Below are 22,907 nucleotides of genomic sequence, written 5' to 3' on the forward strand. Positions count from 1 at the left end.
CTTGACGCTAAAAAGTATGACTGATTTCCCGATTGCCTATATCGAACCGGTATTCCGCCCGCCAAGCGAGGCCCACTCGCTGATTCTGCCGGTGACCAACGGCTGCTCCTGGAATAACTGCACCTTTTGCGAGATGTACACCGAGGGTCAGAAGAAATTCCGCGCCCGGGATGAGCGGGAGGTGCTGGACGAAATTCGCCGCGCCGGTGAGCGGCTGATCGTGCAGCGGGTGTTTCTTGCCGATGGCGATGCCCTGGTGCTGCCGACGCGACGTTTGCTGGTCATCCTATCGGCCATTCGTGAGTACATGCCGGGTGTCGAACGGGTCTCCAGCTATTGCCTGCCGCGCAATTTGCGCAAGAAATCGGTCGATGAACTGAAGGAACTGGCCGATGCCGGGCTTCGTATGGCCTATGTAGGCTGCGAGTCGGGTGACGATGAGGTGCTGACGCGGGTCAACAAGGGCGAAACCTTCGAGTCCAGTCTGAGTGCCCTGGACAAGCTTGGCCAGGCCGGGATTACGCGTTCGGTGATGATCCTCAATGGTCTTGGTGGAATCACCTTAAGCGGGCAGCATGCCGATAACTCGGCGCGTCTGATGAATGCCGCGCAACCGGAATTCCTCTCGACCCTGGTAGTCAGCTTTCCCCAGGGCGAGGCACGTTTTCGCCAGGCGTTCGCCGATTATCAGGCGTTGGGCCAGCAGCAGCTGTTCATTGAGGTCGAGCGTCTGTTGCGTGGCCTCGAACTGCGCGACACGGTATTTCGCAGCGATCATGCCTCCAACTATCTGGTACTCAAAGGCATCCTGGGTGAGGACAAGCCGCGTCTGCTGGCGCAGGTGCGCGCCGCCATCGAACAGCCGCAGGGCGCCGGGTTGCGTCAGGAGTGGCAGCGCGGCCTGTAATGGCGTGGAATCTGCATTACTGCGCTATCCGCCGGCATTCCGTCGCCGGCACGGGAGGAGAGTGATGCGCAGTCTGATGTTAGTCCTGGCACTGTTGGCCCTGGGCGGTTGCATGAAGGTCAGCGACTTGGCCGATGGCGCCGCCTATCAATTGCGCGATGCCGGTTTTCTCGATCATGGGAGAACCGAGCGCATGGCCTCGCGGCGCCTGCAACAGGACTCCTTCATCTATATCGCCCAAGGGCACTTCGTTCCCCCCGGCGCAGCCTATCCGCGCCCGAATGTGGTGGCGGAAGAGGCATTCAAGGGTTTCGTCGAGTATTTCCCGCTGGTTCGTCGGGCGCGCGGCCCGGCCGGGCTGGAGGAGGCCATGGGGCAGGCGCGCGCCGCCGGCGCGCATTATCTGCTCTACACCCGCTTTGCCTATGCCGATGATCGTATCGGCAACGGGGACGAGTGGGCGGATCAGCAGGCGCTGGATCGGCTCGGCACCGACCGTAGCGTCATTCAGTTGATGCTGATCGAGACCAATACCCGTTATTTGGTCGATACTGCGCGAATTCGCAACCTTGGCGGCTTCCTGACGTTCTATGATGCCAAACCAGAAGATTTGCTCGGTCCGCCGCTGCGCGATTATGCCCGCAGCCTGATTGGGCTGAGCCGCTAAGGAAACCCGCATGACCGACTCAGGCACAAAAGCCGGCGACCTGCTGGCGCAGATTCCCAAAAGCGAGAAGAAGGGCTTGCCGCCCGTGCATCTGTGGAACCCGGACTTTTGCGGCGATATCGACATGCGCATCGCCCGTGACGGTAGCTGGTTCTACATGGGCACCCCGATCGGGCGCAAGCCGATGGTCAAGTTGTTCTCCACCATCATCCGCCGCGATGGTGACGATTACTTCCTGATCACCCCGGTGGAGAAGGTCGGCATCAAGGTCGACGATGCGCCCTTCGTTGCCGTCAGTCTGCAGGTGGACGGTGAGGGCGAGGCGCAGGTGCTGCGCTTCACCACTAACGTCGAGGAGGAGGCCATCGCCGGCGCCGAGCATCCGCTGCGCGTGGTGCTTGATGAACAGACCCAGGAGCCGGCGCCCTACGTGCATGTGCGCAGCAACCTGGAGGCATTGATTCACCGCAATGTGTTTTATCAGCTGGTCGAGCTGGCGGTGCCGCGCGAGATCGACGGTAAGACCTGGTTGGGGGTGTGGAGCAGTGGCGAGTTCTTCCCGATTGGGCCAGAGCCCTAGGGCTCGGCAAAAAAGGGCGCACGCTGCGGCGCTCAAGAAAAAGGCTCCCGCGGGAGCCTTTTTTGCGCATCTTACATATTGGGGTAGTTAGGCCCGCCGGCGCCTTCCGGTGCCACCCAGTTGATGTTCTGGGCTGGGTCCTTGATGTCGCAGGTCTTGCAGTGCACGCAGTTCTGCGCGTTGATCTGGAACTTCTTCTCGCCGTCTTCCAGGGTGACGATTTCGTACACGCCGGCCGGGCAGTAGCGCTGTGCCGGTTCGTCGTACAGCGGCAGATTCTTGGTCAGCGGAATGCTCGGGTCGGTGAGCTTCAGGTGGCAGGGTTGTTCCTCTTCATGGTTGGTGTTGGAGAGGAATACCGAGCTGAGCTTGTCGAAGCTGAGCTTGCCGTCCGGTTTCGGGTAGTCGATTCGCTTCGACTCGGCCGCCGGTTTAAGGGTGGCGTAATCCGGCTTGGTGTCGTGCAGGGTGAAGGGGATCTTGCCGCCGAAGATATTCTGGTCGAGGTAGTTGAAGGCACCGCCACCGAGGACGCCGAACTTGTGGATCGCTGCACCGAAGTTGCGGCTGCGGAACAGTTCGTCGTAGAGCCAGCTGGCTTTGAAGGCGTCGACGTAGCCGGTCAGCTGGTCGCCGCCTTCGCGTCCGGCGAACAGCGCGTCGGCCACCGCATCGGCTGCGAGCATGCCGGACTTCATGGCGGTGTGGCTGCCCTTGATCTTGGCGAAGTTGAGGGTGCCGAGGTCGCAGCCGATCAGCGCGCCGCCGTTGAATACCATCTTTGGCAGCGAGTTGAGGCCGCCCTTGGCAATGGCGCGCGCACCGTAGGCAACGCGCTTGCCGCCTTCCAGGTACTGGGCGATGACCGGATGGTGCTTGTAGCGCTGGAATTCATCGAACGGCGACAGGTGCGGGTTGCTGTAGGACAGGTCGACGATCAGACCGACCACCACCTGGTTGTTCTCCAGGTGATAGAGGAAGGAACCGCCGGTGTTATCGCTGTCGACCAGCGACAGCGGCCAGCCGGCGGTGTGTACCACCAGACCCTGCTCGTGCTTGGTCGGGTCGATATCCCAGATTTCCTTGATGCCGATGCCGTAATGCTGGGCGTCGGCTTCGCTATCGAGGTTGTACTTCTTGATCAGTTGCTTGCCGATATGGCCACGGCAGCCTTCGGCGAACAGGGTGTACTTGGCGCGCAATTCCATGCCGGGGGTGTAATAACCCTCCTTCGGATTGCCTTCGCGGTCGACGCCCAGGTCGCCGGTGAGAATGCCGTAAACCGAGCCCTTTTCATCGATCAGCGCTTCCTGAGCGGCGAAGCCGGGGTAGATTTCCACACCCAGGTTCTCGGCCTGTTGGGCTAGCCAGCGGCACAGATTACCCAGGGAGATGATGTAGTTGCCCTGGTTGTGCATGGTCTTGGGCACGAACAGGTCGGGGATTCGACTGGCCTTTGTCGCGTTATTCAGCAGATAGATGTCGTCGCGCTTGACCGGGGTGTTCAGCGGTGCGCCGAGCTCTTTCCAGTCGGGGAACAGTTCGTTCAGCGCGCGCGGCTCGAACACCGCGCCGGAGAGGATGTGCGCACCGACTTCGGAGCCTTTTTCAACCACGCAGACGCTGATTTCCTTGCCCGCTTCGGCGGCTTTCTGCTTCAGTCGGCAGGCGGCGGACAGGCCGGCTGGGCCGGCGCCGACGATGACGACGTCGAATTCCATAAACTCGCGTTCCACAGGCTATCTCCTACTCAAGGCTCTCTAATTTTAATTTGGCGATCAGGCTCGTTCCCTGGGCGATGCGGGCGCATTATATCTACACCCTCCGAACGGGCCAATACAAACGTTTGTTTGAAAATGTTGTAGTCCTGTTAGAATCCTACTACATCTCGGATGGCTGGCCGACTCATTGTATTGACCGGGCCAGGCCGTGCAGTCAAGATACGGGCGGTTTTGCGTTCGCCGTCTGGGCTGAAGGTCGGTTCCGGCCGATGTGCATTACCCGCTATGTTCGCTTCTGGCGACATTCCTATTCACCGGAGAGTAACGAGGAATCCATGAAGGTTCTTGTAGCTGTCAAACGAGTGGTCGACTACAACGTCAAGGTTCGCGTCAAGGCGGACAACAGCGGCGTTGATCTTGCCAACGTCAAGATGTCGATGAATCCCTTCTGCGAAATCGCCGTGGAAGAAGCGGTGCGCCTGAAAGAAAAAGGCGTGGCCAGCGAAATCGTCGTGGTGTCGATCGGTCCGACGGCTGCCCAAGAGCAGCTGCGTACCGCCCTGGCACTGGGCGCCGATCGCGCCATTCTGGTCGAGTCCAGCGATGAGCTGAATTCCCTGGCCGTGGCCAAACTGCTTAAGGCCGTGGTCGACAAGGAGCAGCCGCAACTGGTGATCCTCGGCAAACAGGCGATCGACAGCGACAACAACCAGACCGGCCAGATGCTCGCCGCCCTGAGCGGTTACGCCCAAGGCACCTTCGCCTCCAAGGTGGAAGTGACCGGCGACAAGGTCAACGTGACTCGCGAAGTCGACGGCGGCCTGCAGACCGTGGCGTTGAACCTGCCGGCGATCGTGACTACCGACCTGCGTTTGAACGAGCCGCGCTACGCATCGCTGCCGAACATCATGAAGGCCAAGAAGAAGCCGCTGGAAGTGCTCACCCCTGAAACCCTGGGCGTTGCCACCACTTCTACCGTCAAGACCCTGAAAGTCGAAGCGCCTGCTACTCGTAGCGCCGGCATCAAGGTCAAGTCGGTGGCTGAATTGGTCGAGAAACTGAAGAACGAAGCGAAGGTAATCTAAATGGCTATCTTAGTTGTTGCAGAACACACTAACGCGGCCCTGGCGCCTGCCACCTTGAATACCATTGCCGCGGCGCAAGCCATCGGTGGTGATATCCATGTGCTGGTGGCCGGTAGCGGTTGTGGCGCAGTTGCCGAAGCGGCTGGCAAAGTCGCTGGCGTGGCCAAGGTCCTGGTTGCCGACAACGCTGCTTTCGCTCATCAGCTGCCGGAAAATGTCGCGCCGCTGGTTGCCGAGTTGGGTGCTGGTTACAGCCACATCCTGGCGGCTGCCACCAGCAACGGCAAAAACATCCTGCCGCGGGTTGCCGCTCAGCTGGACGTTGATCAGATCTCGGAAATCATTACCGTTGAAAGCGCGGACACCTTCAAGCGTCCGATCTATGCCGGTAATGCCATCGCCACCGTGCAATCCTCGGCGGCGGTGAAAGTGATCACCGTGCGAGCCACCGGGTTCGATCCGGTTGCGGCTGAGGGCGGTTCCGCTGCCGTTGAGGCTGTGGCTATTGGCGGCGACGCCGGCAAGTCGATGTTCGTCGGCGAAGAGCTGGCCAAGTCCGATCGTCCGGAGCTGACCGCTGCCAAGATCGTCGTATCCGGCGGTCGCGGCATGCAGAACGGCGACAACTTCAAGCACCTCTATGCCTTGGCCGACAAACTCGGCGCCGCCGTGGGTGCCTCGCGCGCCGCCGTCGACGCTGGTTTCGTGCCCAACGACATGCAGGTCGGTCAGACCGGCAAGATCGTCGCACCGCAGCTGTACATCGCCGTCGGTATCTCCGGCGCGATCCAGCACCTGGCGGGCATGAAAGACTCCAAGGTGATCGTCGCGATCAACAAGGATGAAGAGGCGCCGATCTTCCAAGTGGCCGATTACGGGTTGGTCGCTGACCTGTTCGAGGCCATCCCGGAGTTCGAGAAACTGGTGTAAGCCGGTTTTCCTGGCTCCATGAAAAACCCGCCTTGAGCGGGTTTTTTCTTGTGTGCGATTTGTCTTGGCTGCGCACTATTCAGGCTCTGCTGCGACTCTATGCAGAAACGCCCGGTAGTGCTCGGCGGTTTCCTCGGGGCGCTCGATCATGGGGGCGTGCCCGCAGTTTTGCATGATCACCACGCTGGGTCGCCGCAGGAGCGGCTGCATAACCTCGATGCTGGAAACATCCAGCACCCTGTCCTGCGCCCCCCATAGCAGTAGGGTCGGTGCCTGAATCTTCGGCAGTACGGGTTCGAGCGGAATATAGCGACTGACCAGTTGCGCGAAGATCCGTTCATTGAACGCACTATTAGCGATGCTTCGTGCTGCCAGGTAGTGCTTGAGGCGTTCGGGTATGTTCGGCACTTGGACGAAGAGGAGCTCCAGCAACTGATCGAATTGTTGCTGCGTTTTGACGATCAGCGGATTGGGTTCGCCGTGTTCGAGGCGCTCAATCAGCTCGCTGGTTTTTGGCGCGTCGATGCCGGCATTGTCGAGCAGGGCTACCGACAGGATTTGCTCGGGGTAGCGAGCGGCATACAGGGCGCTGATATGGCCACCCATCGAATTGCCGATCAGGTGCAGCTTCTTGATCTTCAAGGCTTGAGTGAACGCGGCGAGGCGTTCGACTTGAGTGCCGATGTCGTAGCTGGCGTAGGGCTTGCTGCTGTCGCCGAAGCCGGGCAAGTCCAGGGCTATCACCTGGTAGTCCTCGGTGAAGTAACGGGCAAACTGCAGCCAGTTGTCCTTGCTGGCAGCAAAGCCATGGATCATCAGAATGGTTTCGCCGTTGCTCGGGCCGCCTTGGTAGTAATGAATGCTAAGATCGCTGACGGTCAACTGTTTGGCGCTGAGATCTGCCCGCTGCTGTTCGATCAGTTGCGTCGTGACCAGGAGCGCGGCGGGGCAGAAATAGAGCGTTGCAGCGGCTCCGCCAAGCAGCAATATCAAGCCGAGTAGCAGTTTTTTCATGGTGCGCCCTTATCGCTAATTATTATTAAGCCACCTGTAAGCTAACATGCAGGCTACATTTATCACTGTTCGCTTGTCCCGAAAGTCCATCAACAGTTCAGTCGAGAAGTCGCCATGCTCGAACGTAGGTTATTGAAATCTGTATTGATTTTTCTTGGCGTGGTCCTGTTGCCGGGGCTGAGTGCAGCCGCAGGTAAGTGTGAGCGCCTGGTCGCCACTGGCAATCCGGAGTATCCGCCTTATTTATGGCGTGACCCGCAGAATCCGCAGCAGTTGATCGGTGCTAATGCAGACTTGCTCAAGCATCTGGCCAAAGAGTTGGATCTGGTGATCGATGTGATCTATACCGGCCCCTGGTCTCGTGCACAAGATGAGGTGCGTACCGGGCGGGTCGATTTGATCGCCGGTGCTTTTCTGACCTTGCCGCGTCTGGAAGCCATGGATTATGTGCACCCGGCATTTTTCTTCACCCCGAGCGTGGTCTGGGTGCGTAAAGGTGCGGAGTTTCCCTACGCCAGCTGGGCTGACCTGCATGACCGCACAGGCGGGACGTTGGTGAATAACAGCTTCGGTCAGCTTTTCGACGCCTATGCCAAGGCCAATCTGACCCTGGAGGGTGTATCCAGCCTGACTCAGGCATTTCAGAAGCTGATGCTGGGTCGTACCGATTATGTCCTCTACGAGCGTTTCCCCGGTCTGGCTCTGGCTGAAACGCTGAGCCTGGAAGATGACCTGCTGGTGCTGGATCCGCCTATTTCGAGCGAGGGTTTATACCTGACCCTGTCGCACAACTCGGCATGCAACGACTCCTGGCTGCGCGGACAACTGGCGATAAAGATGACAGAATTGGTCGCTGCCGGTCTGCCGGACACCCTGCTGCAGCGCAACCTATTGCGCTGGAAAGAGCAGCAGTTGCAACCCGCAAGCGTCCCGAACCCGTAGGAAGTTTTTTGTGATTAATCGATTTTCATGTGCCGCACTGGTGGTGCTGAGTTTGACCGGTTGCGCCAGCGACCCGGCGCCTACCGAGCAATTGCGGCTCAGCGAGCAAGCCTTGGCACAAGCCAAAGCGGTTGGTGCTGATGAGCAAGTAGCTGAACTGGCAATGGCCGAAGCCAAGCTGTTGCAGGCTCAGGCTGCCATGCAGCGTGACGCCTTCAAGGATGCGCGGGTACTTGCCGAGCAGGCCGAACTGGATGCCCGCCTGGCGGAAGCTCGGGTGTTGACGCAGAAAAGTCAAGATCAGCTGGACGAACTGAATAACCGCATCAATCGCCTGCGCAAGCAGTTGGGGACGCTGTGATGAGTGCTCGGGTCCAGATGCTGGCAAGCGCTTTGTTGGCGTTGTTACTGAGTGGTTGCGCGGGTTCGCAGCAGCAGAGCAGCAATGAGGCACTCGAGGCGGCCCGCAGCAGCTTTCAGGCGGTAAGGGAAAATTCCGATGTGCTGCGCAGCGCACCGAAGGATGTGATCCGTGCGGGCGAATCCCTGGCCCGTGCAGACCGCCTGTCGAGCTATTGGGGCAGTACGGATGACGTTAGCCATTACGCCTATCTCAGTCTGCGTTACAGCGAAATCGCCGAACAAAACAGTGTCCTGAGCCTGAATCAGGATCGGGCGGCCAAGCTCGAACTGGACCGTCAGCGCCTGCAACTGGCCCTGCGTGAGGCCAAGCTGCTCAGCGTGCAGGAGCAGAGCAACTGGCTGGAAGAGCAGATACTCAGCCTGACAGCCGGCGAGACCGAGCGTGGTCTGGTGATGACCCTTGGCGATGTGTTGTTCGATGCGGGGCAGGCCGAGTTGAAGGCCTCGGCCAATCGCACAGTACTGAAGCTGGTGCAGTTCCTGCAGCTCAATCCGCGTCGGGTGGTGCGTATCGAGGGCTACAGCGACAGCCGTGGCGACAAGCTGGAAAACCTCAAGCTGTCCCGCGCACGGGCACAAACCGTCGCCGATGTCCTGGTAGATCTGGGGGTCGATACCGCGCGCATCGAGGTGCAAGGCCATGGTGAAAGCTTCCCGGTGGCCGAGAATGCGTCGGCCAGGGGGCGTGCACAAAACCGTCGTGTCGAGATTGTGTTCTCCGACGAGTTGGGGCGGCTGAGCTCCGCACGCTGAAGTAGCGTATTACCCAAAAAGCCCCGACGCGCCGAGGCTTTTTACTGCACTCGATTCATCACAGCTGGTTGCCAGAATCGCCACCTTTCAGAGGGTGTGAGTAATTCCAAAACAGTTGACTTGATGTTGAATTGTTCCGCTACAGTCACTGGCGTATCACCGCTGTGTCGTCCACAATTTACAGGACTGTACCGGTGCACCCTGGGTTCGCCGGGTTACTGTATGGGTTCAATAAAGCGGGAAAGCGGCCATGACCAGTCTGTTGCTCTATCAGCGTATCGCCCAGCAATTGGCGGAAGATATCCGCCGCGGCGTCTATCAGCCGGGAGAGCGGGTACCGTCGGTGCGCAAAATGAGCTCGCAGCTGAGTGTCAGTCATGCCACGGTCTTGCAGGCTTACGCCAACCTGGAGGACCAGGGGCTGATCCGCGCGCGCCCGCAGTCCGGCTTCTACGTGCACCAGACCCCGGCCCTGACCGCCCCGACCCCGGATATCGCCCGGGTCGAGCGTCCCAGCCTGGTGACGCGCAGCAGCATCATCAATCAGATCCTCACCGAGTCGCGCCGCGAGGGCGTGTTTCCCCTCGGCGCAGCGGTGCCGCATGTCGACTACCTGCCGGTGCGTGCCTTGCACCAACAGTTGGCCAAGGTCACCCGCTTTCAGAGCCCGCGCGCCTTCAGCTATATGTTCAGCCCCGGATTCGAGCCGCTGCGTCGCCAGGTGGCGATTCGTATGCGCGATGCCGGCGTTGTGGTCGATCCATCGGAAGTGGTGATTACCCATGGTTGTGTCGATGCGCTGCAGATGTCACTGCGGGTGTTGACCAAGCCGGGGGACTTGATCGCCACCGAGTCGCCGACCTATTACGGCCTGCTGCAGCTGGCCGACCTGCTGGGCTTGAAGGTCATCGAAATACCCAGCGACCCAGCCACGGGGATCAGCCTGGAGGCCTTGCAATTGGCGGCCAGCCAGTGGCCGATCAAGGCGCTGGTGTTGACCGCACGCCTGAGCAATCCGCTCGGCGGCAGCATCCCCGAGCCGCGGCAGAAGCAGTTGTTGCGCCTGGCCGGGGATTTCGATATCCAGATCGTCGAGGACGACATCTACGGCGAACTGATGTTCGAGCAGGGGCCGATCAAGGCGCTCAAGTCACATGACCGGGAAGGGCGGGTGGTGTATTGCTCGAGCTTCTCCAAGACCCTGTCGCCGGGGGTGCGCATCGGCTGGATCATCGCCGGCAAATACCAGGACGAGATCCAGCGCCTGCAGACGTTCAGCACCCACTCAGCCTGCAGCGTCACGCAGATGGCGGTGGCCGCCTACCTGGAGAACGGCGGTTACGACCGTCACCTGCGCTACATTCGCCAGGAGTACCGCAAGAACCTCAGCGCCTTCCAGTTGGCGATTCAGCAATATTTCCCTGAAGGCACGCAGATGACTCGGCCCAATGGCGGATTCATCCTCTGGATCAGCCTGCCGGTACGGGTCAACACCAAGGACCTGCACGTGCGCGCCTTGCAGCAGGGCATCAGCATCGCGCCGGGGCTGATCTTCAGTAACACCGAACAGTTCAATCACTGCGTGCGCCTGAATTGTGGCATCCCCTGGAACCGCGAAGCCGAGCGGGCCTTGATGACCCTGGGCATGCTGGCCAGCCAGTTGTGTCAGGAGGCAACGGCGAGTAGCTGAATGACCTCGTGGTTAACCCGAATAGGCAAGGTATTGCGTCTACCAGGGCGAAGAGCTTTTTCGCCCCAAGGAGATGCATCATGTCGAGGAATCGTGCGTTACATCCGCAACCGCTGCTGCAGGGATTTGCCGCTAGTCTGCTGCTGACCCTGGCCGCCTGCAATGCCGCTCAATCGGAGCCGCCGCAGGTTCAAGTTGTTGATCGGGAGTTGGCAGTAGCCGCCGTTGAGCAACCCCAGGCGTTGCCGCGGGCACAGAAAACCGAGTTGCAGCGTCAGGCCGTCGTCGCTTCGCGGCCGGCGGCGGGTCAATCTGGGGCTTCTATGGCGGACTCTCTGCCGTCGGCGTTCCGCGAGCAATATCGCGAGCAGTACCAGAAACTCGCCGATAACCCGGTGCATGCGGTGGCCGAAACGCCGGTGTCGACCTTCAGTGTCGACGTGGACACCGGCAGCTACGCCAACGTCCGGCGTTTTCTCAATCAGGGCCAGTTGCCGCCGGCCGAGGCGGTGCGGCTGGAGGAGTTGGTAAATTACTTCCCCTATGCCTATCCGCTGCCGACCGGCGATACGCCCTTTGGCGTCGGCACCGAACTGGCGGTGACGCCGTGGAACCCGCAGAGCCGGCTGCTGCGTATCGCGATCAAGGCGGCGGATCTGTCGGTGGCGGCCATGCCGCCGGCCAATCTGGTGTTTCTGGTGGATGTCTCCGGTTCGATGGGCAGGCGCGAAGGGCTGCCGCTGGTGCAGAGCACGCTGAAGCTGCTGGTCGAGCAGTTGCGCAGCGAGGATAAGGTGTCCCTGGTGGTCTATGCCGGCTCGTCCAGCGTGGTGCTGGAGCCGACTGCTGGCAGCGACAAGGCCAGGATCCGCGCGGCTATCGATCAGTTGCGCGCTGGCGGTTCGACGGCCGGCGAGTCGGGCATTCAGCTAGCCTATCAGCAGGCGCAGCAGGGTTTTATCGAGAACGGCATCAACCGCATCCTGCTGGCCACCGATGGCGACTTCAATGTCGGCATCAGCGATTTCGAGACGCTCAAGCAGTTGGCGGCGGACAAGCGCAAGAGCGGGATATCCCTGACCACTCTGGGCTTCGGCACCGACAACTACAACGAGCAGTTGATGGAGCAGTTGGCCGATGCCGGCGATGGCAATTACGCCTATATCGACAACCTGCGCGAGGCGCGCAAGGTGCTGGTCGATCAGCTCGGCTCGACCCTGGCCACCGTCGCCAGGGACGTGAAGATCCAGGTCGAGTTCAACCCGGCGCGGGTCAGCGAGTACCGCCTGCTCGGCTATGAGAATCGCGCGCTGAAGCGGGAAGATTTCCGCAACGACAAGGTCGATGCCGGCGAGATCGGCGCCGGCCATACGGTCACCGCGCTCTATGAAATAGTCCCGGCTGGCAATAAGGGCTGGCTGGAACCGCTGCGCTATCGGCAGGCGGAAAAAGCCACCGGCAAGCAGGGCGAACTGGCGCTGCTGCGCATCCGCTTCAAGGCGCCGCAGCAGGGCAACAGCAAGCTGCTGGAAATCCCCATCGAGGCGCAGCGCACCACCGCGACGATTGCTCGGGCCAGCGAGGATCTGCGTTTCGCCGCCGCCGTCGCCGCCTTTGCCCAGCAGCTGAAAGGCGGGCGCTACACCGGTGCGTTCGAGCTGCCAGCAACCGCCGAGCTGGCCCGTAGCGGCAAGGGCGAGGACCGCTTTGGCCTGCGCGGCGAGTTTGTCCAGCTGGTCGAGCTGGCGCAAAGCCTGCAAACTCCGGCTTCATTCCCCGCGCCCAGCGCTGCCAAGGTCGATTGAGCGTGACTGTCCAGCCTGTTGCCCCACTGCCTGACGAAGAGGACGCCGCCTTGTTGCGGCGGTATCGCCAGGGTGATGCCGAGGCGTTTGCGCTGCTCTATCAGCGCCATCGCCTCGGCCTGTTTCGTTTTCTCTGTGGCCTGTGCGGCGACCCGACGCTGGCCGAGGAGGTGTTCCAGGACACCTGGATGAGCCTGATCCGCAGCCAGTCGCTGCAGCGCGAGGCCGTGCTGTTCAAGACTTGGCTGTACCAGATCGCGCGCAATCGGCTGATCGATCACTGGCGCAAAACCGGCCGTCGGCAGGCAACGCATGAGGCGTTCGACGAGCAGCTGCATGATCAGCCGTGCAGCGAGAGCGATCCTGAACAGCAGTTCGGCCTGAGTCGCGATAAGCAGCGCTTGCAGGCGGCGCTGGACGACCTGCCGCCGGAGCAACGCGAAGTCTTCCTGCTGCGCGCCCATGGCGATCTGGAGCTGCACGAGATCGCCGAGCTGACCCGCACGCCGGCGGAAACGGTGAAAAGCCGTTTGCGTTATGCGTTGCAGAAATTACGCCGGCTGCTGGCTGATCCGGCCGCCGAGGAGTTGCCCGTATGAACCGCGATCAATACGACCCGCAAGACGTGGCGCAAGAGCGGGCCTTGCTCGAACACTTTCGCGCCCAGAGCCAGGCCGAACCCAGTGCCGAACTGGATGCGCAGATCCTGGCCGCGGCCCGTGCTGCGCAGCCCGCAGTTAGGCCGGGCTGGAGTCAGCGCCTGCATAGCTGGTTGTTCGGCCATGCCGGCCGGCAGCGCTGGTCGCTGGCGGTGGCTGGTTTGGCAAGCGTCGGCATCGGTGTCAGCCTGACCTGGCGCACGTTGGCGCCAGCGCCTGAATACTTCATTGCGCCGATGCCGCGTGCCGTAATGGCCCCAGCCGCGCCCATGGCCGATACCGCAGCGCCGCATGCTCTGCTGCGCGAGCAAGCGGCGCCTGGTTACGCCGAGCCGCGGCAAAAGGCCGAGAAGCAGCAATCAATGTCAGTCCTCATGGGGGGCGCGGTCAGGCAAGCACCGGTCGAGGTCGAAGCCTTGGCTGACGCCCCGGTGCCGAGTGCAGAGCTGTCGGCCACCCTGGGTTCTATACCTCCGGCCAACATCGCAGTGACCCAGGATGCGGAAAACATGCTCATGCAGCTGCTCGAGCTGCGCCGCGCAGGCAAGACTGAGGAAGCGCGTGCCCTGCAACAACGCCTGCACTTGGATTACCCGCAGATGGAGATCGAAGCGCAACTCGAGCGCATCGGAGGACGCCGTTAGCAGGCCGCTGCGATGAGTCGGCCGCCGGTTGAGAAAAACCGTATGCGCACTGCACGGCAGACTTGCTAGATTTCGGAGGAGGGGGGAGCATGGTGCTCCACCCTTACTGCGATTGTGCTTGTCGATGATCAGCTTCCGGTTTCTGCTTTTGCTTCTGGCTCTACTGGCGATGAGTGCGTGCGACGATGAAAAGTCCACGACCGCTGTGCCGGCAGAGCCTGCCAAACCCGCTGTATCCGTTGTGCCGCCGCCGGTTGCAGATGCAGCGCCCACTCCCGCCCCGAAACCGCTAACCAAGCCCGTCGACCAGCAAGCAAGCGAGCCTGCTCGGCCCAAGCCCAAGCCCAAGCCTGCCGTGGTCAGCAAGCCGGTGGCCAAAAAAGACAGTGTGGTTGCCGCGCCACCCCAGGCGGACCTGGACTTGAGCCTGCCGGCGGATCTGTTTGAAGAGTTGCAATCGTTCGTCGCGCCGGATGAGCTGCCGTCGCCGGCCTTGCTGCCACCACTATTCCGGGCAGAACAGGCAGCAGAAAGCCCCTTTCAGCTCAATGGCAAGCTGATCACCAATGAGCGCGGCGATGACTATCTGGATTCGCTAGAAGGCGCCGAGCTGCAGTTCGAGTTCAAGCGATAGCCGGCATGAAGTGGCAGCATGGGTGCGGCAGTTTAGTCCACTTCTGTTTTTCTCTGGCTGGGGTGCGAGCGCGGTAAGCGAATTGGCAGGTCCAATCGCATCGACGAATTATCCCCCGGCTAAGCCTTCGGCCCCTATTACAAAAAATGCCGCTTACTTGGTTCAAGTGAGCGGCATTACGCTGTACGGGCAGCTGAGCGGTGCAGGCTATTTCAGTCGACGTGGTAGTTGAGCACGCTGTTTTGTTCTTTCAGTGCCTTACGCATTTCTGCTGGAATATTGCCGGAGCGAACCGCGAGCTCCAGGCGAATTTCTTCGAGGCTTTGCGCAAAAGCTTGTGCGTCGTCCCGCTGGGCTGAGCTGAGGACTCGGCTGTAGGCAGTGACATCGTCGGCGTCCAGGAGGGAGAGGACAATGCCGCCGTCTGGGCGGCGCGGGCTGAAAGTGACGCGTAAAGGAGCAAACAACTGTTCGACTAATTGGCGATTGATGCTATCCATGACCGTTCTCCATCCTGAGGCTGATCATTTAAGACCGCTGTGGTGTGGTGAAGTTCGGTCAGGCCAGTAGCGATTGGCGCGCGCGCTCGATTACCTGCGGCAAGGACTCGCTGCTGTACTGCTCGGGGTACAGGCGCTGGGTATGCTGGGCAATGCCGGCCTGGTTGACGATAGTGAAGCTGAAGTTACCCTTGCGGCTGGCAAGAATGCGGCAATCGAATGGCGCAAAGGCGTTGGATAGGGTGCGAATGGCATCCTGAATTTGGTGTTGAGTATTCATTTTTTGGGGTGTTTCCTAAAACAACGGGCGCGTCATTGCGCTAAATAATGCTCCAGGCTTTCGACTTATAGCCGAAGGCATGCGTCTGATCGGAGCGGGACTGCGCACATAAGTTCAGTATTGGCTGGTGCTTATGCGGGTCGGTACTTCGGAGGCAGGCTGAGTCAGTGCTTGCGCAAGACGGCCTGATCAGTCAGCAGGTTGGGTCTGGTAAGGAACTGTGCGGCATAGCCTGATGGGGCGTATGCGTTCTTTACCTGGAGTCCATCGAGGGGGCCAGAAGGCCTGAATGACTTACAGCGTGGTACTAACGGGCCGGATGGTAACTGCTTGATAAGGTATTAGCCAGCTGAATCTGCTCAGGGCGCGGATAATACCCTCGTAGAAGCCAGTAGTCGCCAAATTCATGGGCTCAGTCGATGCACTGATTGTCGCCCAGCAGAGTCGAGCGGTGCATCGGATGCAATTTAGCCCATGCTCCGTTACGATTAGCCCACTTTTGCTTTCATCTCGCGACGGTTTTAGATGAGTTATCAGGTTCTTGCACGAAAGTGGCGTCCGCGCTCGTTTCGCGAAATGGTCGGCCAGGCCCATGTGCTCAAGGCGCTGATCAACGCCCTCGACAGTCAACGCCTGCATCACGCCTACCTGTTTACAGGTACCCGTGGCGTTGGCAAGACCACAATTGCGCGCATTATCGCCAAGTGCCTGAACTGCGAAACCGGCATCAGTTCGACGCCTTGCGGTGTCTGCTCTATCTGCAAGGAGATCGACGAGGGGCGTTTCGTCGATCTCATCGAGGTCGATGCTGCCAGTCGTACCAAGGTCGAAGACACGCGCGAGCTGCTGGATAACGTGCAGTATTCGCCGAGTCGCGGGCGCTTCAAGGTCTACCTGATCGACGAAGTGCACATGCTGTCCTCGCATTCGTTCAACGCCCTGCTCAAGACCCTGGAAGAGCCGCCGCCGCACGTCAAGTTTTTGCTGGCGACCACCGACCCGCAGAAGCTGCCGATGACCATTCTGTCGCGCTGCTTGCAGTTCTCCCTGAAGAACATGCCGCCGGAGCGGGTGGTGGAGCACCTGACCCATGTGTTGGGTGCGGAAAATATTCCGTTTGAAGAGGATGCCCTCTGGCTGCTCGGGCGTGCGGCCGATGGTTCGATGCGCGATGCGATGAGCCTGACCGACCAGGCGATTGCCTTCGGTGAAGGCAAGGTGCTGGCCGCAGACGTGCGCGCGATGCTCGGCACTCTCGATCACGGTCAGGTGTATGGCGTACTGCATGCTTTGCTCGAGGGTGATGCGCGCGGCCTGATCGACGCCGTGCGTCATTTGGCCGAGCAGGGTCCTGACTGGAATGGAGTGCTGGCGGAGATTCTCAATGTCCTGCACCGCGTGGCTATCGCTCAGGCGCTGCCGGATGCGGTCGACAACGGCCAGGGCGACCGTGATCGGGTGCTGGCATTGGCCGAGGTATTGCCAGCCGAAGACGTGCAGTTCTACTACCAGATGGGCCTGATCGGTCGGCGTGACCTGCCGTTGGCGCCGGATCCGCGCAGTGGCTTCGAGATGGTGCTGTTGCGCATGCTGGCGTTTCGGCCTGCCGATAGCGGCGATGGGCCGAGGGTAGCGCTAAAGCCGCTAGGGATTAGCCAGGCCACAGCTGATCCCCGTCCCAACCCAGTGGCCGACACGGCTGTGGCTGTGTCGGCTGTCGTTGTCGAAGCCGACGCCAAAGCCGAGCCTGTGCTGGTTGCGGCGGCTACGCCTGAGCCGCCACTTGTGCAGATCGAGCCCCAGGCCTCGGCGCCGGTCGAGCCGGAGCCTGTGGTTGCCGTGTCCCCGGTTGTCGCCGCACCGCGAGCTGCTGCGCCGCCCGTGATGATTGCTGCAGTGACGAATTTGCCCTGGGAAGAACAGGCCGCTACGGTGGAGGACTGCGTGCCTCTGGCTGAGCCGGTCTCGGCGCAGCCGCAAGCCGAGGCGTTGGCGGTGCAGCCCGCCAGCATTATTGCGCCACCGGTCGAGGGCCTTGGCGACAGCGATGATGAGCCGCCGCTGGGCGATTATGATTACGTGGAGATGGATGCGCAGACGTTCGACTACGATTTCGACGCGGTTGATTCCGTTGCCTCCGTCGAGCCGGAGCCGCAGCTCGCTGCGAAGCCGGCGACCGGCCTGGCTGCAGACTGGTTGGAGCTGTTTCCCAAGCTTGGCCTGTCTGGCATGACCGGCAGTATCGGTGCCAACTGCACGCTGATGGCAGTCGAGGGTGATAGCTGGTTGCTGCATCTCGATCCTGGACACAGTGCGCTGTTCAATGCGACCCAGCAGCGCCGTTTGAATGATGCCCTGAATCAGTATCATGGGCGCGAGTTAAGCCTGCAGATCGAGTTGTGCGCGCCCGAACAGGAAACGCCGGCTCAGGCAGCGGCCCGCAAGCGCGCCAATCGCCAGCGCGAGGCAGAAGAGTCGATCCACGGCGATCCACTGGTGCAGCAAATGATTGAGCAATTCGCCGCGGTTATTCGCGCGGACAGTATCGAACCCGTAGATACTCAAGTTAACTCCCTGATTACCGAGGACTAGCACCATGATGAAAGGTGGCATGAGCGGCCTGATGAAGCAGGCCCAGCAGATGCAAGAAAAAATGCAAAAGATGCAGGAAGAGTTGGCTAACGCCGAAGTAACCGGGCAGTCCGGCGCCGGCCTGGTCAGCGTGGTGATGACCGGTCGGCATGACGTCAAGCGCGTGAGCCTGGACGACAGCCTGATGCAGGAAGACAAGGAAATTCTCGAGGACCTGATCGCGGCGGCGGTGAACGATGCGGTGCGCAAGGTCGAGCAGAACAGTCAGGACAAAATGTCCGGTATGACTGCAGGTATGCAACTGCCCCCCGGCTTCAAAATGCCGTTCTGATCCGGGGCGTCCAGCCAGCGCACATGACTGCGTTGCAAGCAGGCACGGGCATCCTCATTTACAGCCAGTAAACTCCGGTGCCCGCGCCTGCTTGCGCCTTGTCCTGCACGCCGTCTGACCACCCCTGGCAGCGGCGTTGATCCCCAAGTCAAATGCTTGCATAACATTCCTGTAGCCAACGAGTATTCCCATGAGCTTCAGCCCATTGATCCGCCAATTGATCGATTCCCTGCGCATCCTGCCGGGGGTGGGGCAGAAGACTGCCCAGCGCATGGCGTTGCAGATGCTCGAGCGTGATCGCCCTGGCGCAATGCGCCTGGCTCAGGCGCTGACCCGGGCAATGGAAGGCGTTGGTCACTGCAAGCAGTGCCGCAGCCTGAGCGAGGATGAGGTTTGCCAGTTGTGCCTTGACCCGCGTCGCGACAACAGCTTGTTGTGTGTGGTGGAGGGGCCGATGGATGTCTATGCGGTGGAGCAGACCGGCTTTCGCGGGCGCTACTTCGTGCTCAAGGGGCATCTTTCTCCGCTCGACGGCCTGGGGCCAGAGGCCATCGGTATTCCTGATCTGCTGGCGCGTATTGCCCTGGGCGGTTTTGCCGAAGTCATCCTGGCCACGAACCCGACTGTGGAAGGCGAGGCGACGGCGCATTACATCGCTCAGTTGTTGGCTAACAAGGGGCTGATCGCCTCGCGTATCGCCCATGGCATGCCGCTCGGTGGTGAGTTGGAGCTGGTCGATGGCGGCACCTTGGCGCATTCGATTGCCGGGCGGCGACCGATTCAGTTGTAAGGTCGTATCTACGGTTGGCCTACCCTGTAGGAGCGGCTTCAACCGCGAAGCTTTTGCGGTGTATCAAAGCGCTCAAGGCTTAATGGCTGGGCGTCCCTTGCTCCTGCACGGCTCGCTGCGCGACACGCAGCGTCGAAGACGGCAGAAGGGGGGCTGCGGGTGACTGACGGCAGGTTCATTGGCTCTTGTGCGTCCCTCCGGGCTCGTGGATCTGCTGTGACGACGTTCTACTTCGTGCCGGGCATGGCTTCATCGTCCTTGCAGATGGCGCACCTTCCATCTTGTAAACCAAGCAAGCGCTCGCTATGGTCGCGGAAACCTCTGCGGGAGCTGCCCCATGTCTGTCTTTCAGGATTACTTCGATGAGTCCCAGCAACTGGTGCGCGACTCGGTGCGGCGCTTCGTTGAGCGGGAAATCCTTGCGCATATAGATGAATGGGAGGAGGCCGAAGAATTTCCACGTGAACTGTACCTGAAGGCCGGTGCCGCCGGGATTCTTGGTATCGGCTACCCGGAGCGGTTTGGTGGCAGCCACGAGGGCGATACCTTCGCCAAGGTCGCCGCCAGTGAAGAGTTGATGCGCTCTGGTTCCGGTGGTCTTGTCGCTGGCCTGGGTTCGCTGGATATCGGTCTGCCGCCGGTGGTCAAGTGGGGTGCGCCGGCGCTGCGCGACCGCATAGTGCCGCAGGTGCTCGCGGGCGAGAAGATCATGGCTTTGGCGGTCACCGAACCCTCTGGCGGCTCTGACGTGGCCAATCTGAAGACTCGCGCATTACGCGACGGTGATTGCTATCGGGTGAGCGGCAGCAAGACCTTTATCACCAGCGGCATTCGTGCCGATTACTACACGGTGGCGGTACGCACCGGTGGCGACGGTTTCGGCGGTATCAGCCTGTTGCTGATCGAGAAGGGCACGCCCGGTTTCACTGTCGGTCGCAAGCTGAAGAAGATGGGCTGGTGGGCATCGGATACCGCCGAACTGTTCTTCGACGACTGCCGGGTGCCGGTGTCGAACCTGATCGGTGCCGAGAACATGGGCTTTGCCTGCATCATGGCCAACTTCCAGAGCGAGCGATTGTCGCTGGCGATCATGGCCAATATGACGGCGCAGTTGGCCTTGGAGGAAGCGATGAAGTGGGCGAAGCAGCGTGAGGCGTTCGGCAAGCCAATCGGCAAGTTTCAGGTGCTCAAGCATCGTCTGGCGGAGATGGCTACTCAGTTAGAGGTTTCCCGTGAATTCACCTACCGCCAGGCGGCGAAGATGGCAGCGGGCCAGAGTGTGATCAAGGAAATTTCCATGGCGAAGAATTTCGCCACCGACATTGCCGACCGGCTGACCTACGATGCGGTGCAGGTAATGGGTGGGATGGGGTATATGAGAGAAAGTTTGGTAGAGCGCCTGTACCGCGATAATCGGATTTTGTCGATTGGCGGCGGCTCGCGGGAGATCATGAACGAGATCATCAGCAAGCAGATGGGGTTGTAGGGCGGGATTCGGCGTTACACCGATGCGAAAGCCTTACGGAGCCGTGGTGAGGTGTTTCGCGTATCGTCCTGAGTGTTTTTTCGCGCAGGAGTGTGGGTGTTTATGTCGGCCAGTGCTATTGCCGTTCAGCAGGCACAAAAAAACGAGCCCCGCTTGTGCGGGGCTCGTCTCTTGAACAGGTCAGGAAGCTTAAGCTACCTGTACCTCTTCAGCTTGCATACCTTTCTGACCGCGTGCGGCCACATAGGTAACGGTTTGGCCTTCTTTCAGGCTTTTGAAACCGTCGCTCTGGATAGCTTTGAAATGAACGAACAGATCATCGCCGCCGTTAGTCGGGGTAATGAAGCCGAAGCCCTTTTCATCGTTGAACCATTTGACGGTGCCAGTTTCGCGGTTAGCCATGATGTATCTCTTATTGAATCGATGCGGATTGCAGTACTAGAAATACCGCAGGAGGGTGATTAACGCAATGATTTTTCGGTATTCAGTGGCTTTGAGTGGAAATTAATCCTCGCCGATTGTTCTGCAAGATCTCGCTTAATCCGTCGATGTTCGTTGTTTTTAAACCTGTTATCCGGTTTTTTGCCCATATATCGACGAAGTTATCTGTTGTGTGGTCGGTCGGACGCTCTCGGGCCTCTGATACGCCCGAGTGGCGGCGCCCCGAACCCCGGATGCAGCCGCTCAATGACGCGGAGGCAGTTTATGAAGCTGTTTTCAACGCGCTTTGCGGACTCTCGGATCAGTCAACGGTGCCGCTGGGGTGGCCAGAGTGAGTCAAGTCAGTGAGTGGCATTTCCGTGGCCCGTATCTGCTTCGGGTTGCCGGTATAGCTGTCGAACTGCCCTGGATCATTATCGCTTGCGCTTGTTCGGGTATCTTTTGGGGCACGGCATCCAAGCAAGGGTCTACCACTTATGCTCGATCGGCCTATTCAGGCAGTCGATGTCGTCATTACCGGCTTTGGCAATTCCGATGCGAAGCTACTCGCGGAAGTTTCCAAGGTCGTCGACGCTTCCTGCGGCACCGGGCAGGCCCTTGTGTCTGCCCGATGATGACGTCGATGGTCGGGGGCTGTTCGAGTGGGCTGCTGGTTGATGGACCGAGGGTGTCGCCGGTTGGATCCCGCAAGGGCGCTACGTTCAAGGCGCTGCGGGCATGTATTCGCTTCACGCAACACAAGAACCTCGACCTGCCGCCGCAGCTGACAAGGGGGTAAGCGTCAGGATGTTCCCTGCGAGCAGCTATGTGGTGTGTTCAGCTGCTTTGCCTGGCCGTTCATCTAACCTGTAAAGGTGGATCAAGATGATGGTCAAGATTCTCGATACTGGCTGTAAGAAGTGCGTGAGCCTGAGTGAGAACACCCGCTTTGGCGATCGATGATCGAGTGGTGTCGGTGGGCTAGGGGCTGACCTGCGGTGAAATAGCGACTCTTTGTGCAAGCCCGCCGATGCCGATCGCCGGCTAGCGCAGAGTGAGCATGGTCTAGCCATCAACCAGTAGGGGAGTGCGACGAGTTGGAATTCAAGGATTACTACCAGGTTCTCGGTCTGGACAAGAGCGCCAGTGAGGATGAGATCAAGAAGTCCTACCGCAAGCTGGCGCGCAAATACCATCCGGATGTAAGCAAGGAGGCGGATGCCGAACTGCGCATGAAGGAGGTCAATGAGGCCTACGCGGTACTTGGCGACCTGGAAAAGCGCGCGGCCTACGATCAGCTCGGTGGTGGTTATCGGGATGGTCAGCAATTCCAGCCGCCACCGAATTGGGACGCCGGCTTCGAGTTTTCCGGTGCCGACTTCTCCGGCGCCGACATGGGCGACTTCAGCGACTTTTTTGCCAACCTGTTTGGGCACGCTGCTGCCGGCCGGGCAGGGCGCGGTGGGCGTGCCGGGCCGCGTCCAAGGCGCGGTGAGGATCATCACGCCAAGATCGTCATCGACCTGCGTGATGCCTATCAGGGCGCGCCCCGCACCATCACCCTGCGTGGCGCACGGGCCGACGCCCAGGGCCGCGTGAGCATGCAGGAGCATAACCTCACCGTGCAGATCCCCAAGGGCGTCAAGGAAGGCCAGCACATCCGCCTTGCCGGCCAAGGCAGCCCGGGTAGCGATGGCAGCGCGGCGGGGGATTTGTTCTTGGAGGTGCACTTCAAGCAGGACCCGCACTACCGTGTGGACGGTCGCGATGTCTACGAGACCCTGCCGGTCACGCCGTGGGAAGCGGCGTTGGGCGCCAGCATCGAGGCGCCCACCCCATCGGGCAAGGTGCAGGTGAAAATACCTGCCAATTCGCAAGGTGGCCGCAAGTTACGCCTCAAGGGCCGCGGCATTCCCGGCGAGCCGGCGGGTGATCTGTATCTGTTGCTGGAGATCGTGCTGCCGCCGGCCGATAGCGAAAAGGCGCGTCAGCTCTACGAAATGATGGCGCGGGAGATGGCGTTCAACCCGCGCCTGGCCATGGGAGTCTGAACC

23 protein-coding genes are annotated in these 22,907 nt (G+C 60.4%); 18 read left to right on the forward strand and 5 right to left on the reverse strand.

Annotated features, from left to right (window positions below):
- Window positions 1–16 precede the first annotated feature (16 nt).
- The 3 genes from PH586_RS15710 to PH586_RS15720 all read left to right on the forward strand — a co-directional run bounded on the left by PH586_RS15710 (window position 17) and on the right by PH586_RS15720 (window position 2,154).
- Entirely contained in the window at window positions 17–907 is an 891-nt protein-coding gene (locus PH586_RS15710; RefSeq protein WP_271348700.1) for a radical SAM protein, read from the forward strand.
- A gap of 64 nt (window positions 908–971) precedes the next feature.
- Window positions 972–1,574 (forward strand): DUF4823 domain-containing protein, encoded by a 603-nt coding sequence (locus PH586_RS15715; RefSeq protein WP_271348701.1) that lies wholly within the window; start codon window positions 972–974, stop codon window positions 1,572–1,574.
- Window positions 1,575–1,584: 10 nt separating this feature from the next.
- Window positions 1,585–2,154 carry a DUF1285 domain-containing protein gene (locus tag PH586_RS15720; RefSeq protein WP_271348702.1) on the forward strand — a complete coding sequence of 190 codons (570 nt, stop codon included), beginning with the start codon at window positions 1,585–1,587 and terminating at the stop codon, window positions 2,152–2,154.
- A 71-nt stretch (window positions 2,155–2,225) separates the two neighbouring features.
- On the opposite strand, the gene PH586_RS15725 is transcribed toward PH586_RS15720, so the two are convergent.
- Window positions 2,226–3,890 carry an electron transfer flavoprotein-ubiquinone oxidoreductase gene (locus PH586_RS15725; protein ID WP_271348703.1) on the reverse strand — a complete coding sequence of 555 codons (1,665 nt, stop codon included), beginning with the start codon at window positions 3,888–3,890 and terminating at the stop codon, window positions 2,226–2,228.
- Between the two features lie 320 nt (window positions 3,891–4,210).
- Here PH586_RS15725 and PH586_RS15730 point away from each other — a divergent pair, with 320 nt between their 5' ends.
- Both PH586_RS15730 and PH586_RS15735 read left to right on the forward strand, forming a co-directional pair.
- On the forward strand, window positions 4,211–4,960 hold the full coding sequence (locus PH586_RS15730; protein ID WP_271348704.1) for an electron transfer flavoprotein subunit beta/FixA family protein: 750 nt from the start codon (window positions 4,211–4,213) through the stop codon (window positions 4,958–4,960).
- Window positions 4,961–5,890, forward strand: coding sequence for an electron transfer flavoprotein subunit alpha/FixB family protein (locus PH586_RS15735; protein WP_271348705.1), 930 nt, complete (start codon window positions 4,961–4,963; stop codon window positions 5,888–5,890).
- Window positions 5,891–5,965: 75 nt separating this feature from the next.
- On the opposite strand, the gene PH586_RS15740 is transcribed toward PH586_RS15735, so the two are convergent.
- Window positions 5,966–6,904, reverse strand: a complete 939-nt coding sequence (locus PH586_RS15740) for an alpha/beta fold hydrolase (protein ID WP_271348706.1) — start codon at window positions 6,902–6,904, stop codon at window positions 5,966–5,968.
- A gap of 114 nt (window positions 6,905–7,018) precedes the next feature.
- Here PH586_RS15740 and PH586_RS15745 point away from each other — a divergent pair, with 114 nt between their 5' ends.
- The 8 genes from PH586_RS15745 (at window position 7,019) to PH586_RS15780 (ending at window position 14,454) form a co-directional block, all read left to right on the forward strand.
- Window positions 7,019–7,846, forward strand: coding sequence for a substrate-binding periplasmic protein (locus PH586_RS15745; protein WP_271348707.1), 828 nt, complete (start codon window positions 7,019–7,021; stop codon window positions 7,844–7,846).
- A 10-nt stretch (window positions 7,847–7,856) separates the two neighbouring features.
- Complete coding sequence (locus PH586_RS15750; protein WP_271348708.1) at window positions 7,857–8,207, forward strand: DUF4398 domain-containing protein; 351 nt, start codon at window positions 7,857–7,859, stop codon at window positions 8,205–8,207.
- The gene (locus PH586_RS15755; RefSeq protein WP_271348709.1) at window positions 8,207–9,022 is read left to right on the forward strand and encodes an OmpA family protein; all 816 of its coding nucleotides are present in this window, start codon (window positions 8,207–8,209) and stop codon (window positions 9,020–9,022) included. Before PH586_RS15750 ends, PH586_RS15755 begins: the two co-directional genes overlap by 1 nt.
- Window positions 9,023–9,272: 250 nt before the next feature.
- Window positions 9,273–10,712, forward strand: coding sequence for an aminotransferase-like domain-containing protein (locus PH586_RS15760; protein ID WP_271348710.1), 1,440 nt, complete (start codon window positions 9,273–9,275; stop codon window positions 10,710–10,712).
- Window positions 10,713–10,792: 80 nt separating this feature from the next.
- On the forward strand, window positions 10,793–12,517 hold the full coding sequence (locus PH586_RS15765; protein WP_271348711.1) for a vWA domain-containing protein: 1,725 nt from the start codon (window positions 10,793–10,795) through the stop codon (window positions 12,515–12,517).
- 2 nt (window positions 12,518–12,519) lie between these two features.
- A complete protein-coding gene (locus PH586_RS15770) occupies window positions 12,520–13,116 on the forward strand; it encodes an RNA polymerase sigma factor (protein ID WP_271348712.1) in 597 nt (198 codons plus the stop codon).
- On the forward strand, window positions 13,113–13,820 hold the full coding sequence (locus PH586_RS15775) for a hypothetical protein (protein WP_271348713.1): 708 nt from the start codon (window positions 13,113–13,115) through the stop codon (window positions 13,818–13,820). The genes PH586_RS15770 and PH586_RS15775 overlap by 4 nt, the downstream gene beginning before the upstream one ends.
- Before the next feature lie 124 nt (window positions 13,821–13,944).
- On the forward strand, window positions 13,945–14,454 hold the full coding sequence (locus PH586_RS15780) for a hypothetical protein (protein ID WP_408636965.1): 510 nt from the start codon (window positions 13,945–13,947) through the stop codon (window positions 14,452–14,454).
- A gap of 212 nt (window positions 14,455–14,666) precedes the next feature.
- Here the strand turns inward: PH586_RS15780 and PH586_RS15785 are convergent, their stop codons facing one another.
- On the reverse strand, window positions 14,667–14,954 hold the full coding sequence (locus PH586_RS15785) for a DUF3509 domain-containing protein (protein WP_271348715.1): 288 nt from the start codon (window positions 14,952–14,954) through the stop codon (window positions 14,667–14,669).
- Window positions 14,955–15,012: 58 nt separating this feature from the next.
- A complete protein-coding gene (locus PH586_RS15790; protein WP_172151094.1) occupies window positions 15,013–15,234 on the reverse strand; it encodes a hypothetical protein in 222 nt (73 codons plus the stop codon).
- 525 nt (window positions 15,235–15,759) lie between these two features.
- Here PH586_RS15790 and dnaX point away from each other — a divergent pair.
- The 4 genes from dnaX (at window position 15,760) to PH586_RS15810 (ending at window position 20,433) form a co-directional block, all read left to right on the forward strand.
- Window positions 15,760–17,826: a DNA polymerase III subunit gamma/tau gene (gene dnaX, locus PH586_RS15795; protein WP_271348716.1), complete on the forward strand. Its 2,067-nt coding sequence runs from the start codon at window positions 15,760–15,762 to the stop codon at window positions 17,824–17,826.
- Window positions 17,827–17,830: 4 nt separating this feature from the next.
- A complete protein-coding gene (locus tag PH586_RS15800) occupies window positions 17,831–18,157 on the forward strand; it encodes a YbaB/EbfC family nucleoid-associated protein (RefSeq protein WP_271348717.1) in 327 nt (108 codons plus the stop codon).
- Window positions 18,158–18,347: 190 nt separating this feature from the next.
- Window positions 18,348–18,947 carry a recombination mediator RecR gene (recR, locus tag PH586_RS15805; protein ID WP_271348718.1) on the forward strand — a complete coding sequence of 200 codons (600 nt, stop codon included), beginning with the start codon at window positions 18,348–18,350 and terminating at the stop codon, window positions 18,945–18,947.
- 337 nt (window positions 18,948–19,284) lie between these two features.
- Entirely contained in the window at window positions 19,285–20,433 is a 1,149-nt protein-coding gene (locus PH586_RS15810) for an acyl-CoA dehydrogenase family protein (RefSeq protein ID WP_271348719.1), read from the forward strand.
- A 189-nt stretch (window positions 20,434–20,622) separates the two neighbouring features.
- On the opposite strand, the gene PH586_RS15815 is transcribed toward PH586_RS15810, so the two are convergent.
- Window positions 20,623–20,835: a cold-shock protein gene (locus tag PH586_RS15815; RefSeq protein WP_069516724.1), complete on the reverse strand. Its 213-nt coding sequence runs from the start codon at window positions 20,833–20,835 to the stop codon at window positions 20,623–20,625.
- A 1,115-nt stretch (window positions 20,836–21,950) separates the two neighbouring features.
- Here PH586_RS15815 and PH586_RS15820 point away from each other — a divergent pair.
- A complete protein-coding gene (locus PH586_RS15820) occupies window positions 21,951–22,904 on the forward strand; it encodes a DnaJ C-terminal domain-containing protein (protein WP_271348720.1) in 954 nt (317 codons plus the stop codon).
- Window positions 22,905–22,907: the final 3 nt, after the last annotated feature.

This window comes from Pseudomonas aestuarii (assembly GCF_027988105.1).
GTDB classification, from domain to species: domain Bacteria; phylum Pseudomonadota; class Gammaproteobacteria; order Pseudomonadales; family Pseudomonadaceae; genus Aquipseudomonas; species Aquipseudomonas aestuarii.